This is a genomic window from Poinsettia branch-inducing phytoplasma str. JR1 (genome assembly GCF_000309465.1).
GTDB classification, from domain to species: domain Bacteria; phylum Bacillota_I; class Bacilli_A; order Acholeplasmatales; family Acholeplasmataceae; genus Phytoplasma; species Phytoplasma pruni.
This window is the reverse complement of record NZ_AKIK01000077.1, coordinates 1-1,014: the sequence shown is the minus strand read 5'-3', so window position 1 is coordinate 1,014 and position 1,014 is coordinate 1. Positions and strand designations below refer to the sequence as shown.

Below are 1,014 nucleotides of genomic sequence, written 5' to 3'. Positions count from 1 at the left end.
AAATAATTGATATTATGATGATTATGATTAAATTAGTTGAATTTTTATTTGATTTCTTTTTGATAGTCATCTTAGTTCCTTTCTACAAAAAAAGACCAATTAGTGATTGGTCTTTTAATGGTTTATTAAGCATGTTGAGCGATTTTAGTTTCAACAGTTTGAGTGCCGCCGCCAAAGCTGTTGCCATCTTTGTCAACTAATTCGTAATCACAAATTAATGTTAATTGAGGGTTTTTAGTATTAATAATTTCTTTTTGTTCAAGATTGATGCGAACTTGAAGCGCTCCTTTGCCGTCTTTTAATATCATTTGTGGGCGTTTAGTATCATCGTAAGTTGAGTTGTTAACTTTAACTTCGTGTGGGAAAAAGTTTGATGGATTGTTAAAAGTGTTATGGGTGTCATATGTAATTTTTAATTTTAAATATAACGGGGTATCGATATCCATTCCGTTATCGTTTAAAATTGCTTCATGATCAAATGAAACCGTGTGAGCGTATTTTGTAGGATTTAAATTTGGAAGGGGAAGAGGTATAATGGCTTTATCTTCGTTATTTCCGCCAGTTCTTACCACGTCAAATAAAGGAATTTCGGTCGCTATTTTGATTTGTTCCTTTTTTTGTTTAAAAAAGTAATTAGCGATAGCGTAAATAGATGCAGCTACGAAAAAGAGTGCGATAATAGCCGCGATTATTGTTAAAAGTGTGTTTTTGTTTTTGTTGTTTGTGTTCATATTATTTGCTTCCTCCTGGGATGATTGATTTAATTAAGTTTAAAATATTGTCGATTCCTTGCGTTAACCAAGGAATTTTATTGTCTTAGTAAATAATAATGACTTGTAAAATAAAATGTAAAATGATCGTTATGTAAGCGATTTTTTTTAAGAAATTTAGTTTTTTCGTTGGCGCAATATTGATATTTTCTTGTTTTGGATTGGGAATTGTTTCAATTTTTTGATTTTTATTTGTTTCGTTAGCATTGAGGTTTGTTTTTTTCTTAATTTTTTTATTCATATT

2 protein-coding genes are annotated in these 1,014 nt (G+C 29.7%); both read right to left on the bottom strand.

Annotation, left to right across the window (positions count from 1 at the left end; all coding sequences use genetic code 11):
* Window positions 1-125: 125 nt before the first annotated feature.
* Complete coding sequence (locus ON17_RS01925; RefSeq protein ID WP_017191822.1) at window positions 126-731, bottom strand: hypothetical protein; 606 nt, start codon at window positions 729-731, stop codon at window positions 126-128.
* Between the two features lie 85 nt (window positions 732-816).
* Window positions 817-1,014 (bottom strand): hypothetical protein (locus ON17_RS03920; protein ID WP_261974256.1); only part of this gene is annotated, 198 nt, incomplete at its 5' end.

What these genes read in the sequence shown, in the direction of transcription:
- ON17_RS01925 (WP_017191822.1), bottom strand. Translation starts at nt 731, where the DNA reads ATGAACACAAACAACAAAAACAAAAACACACTTTTAACAATAATCGCG.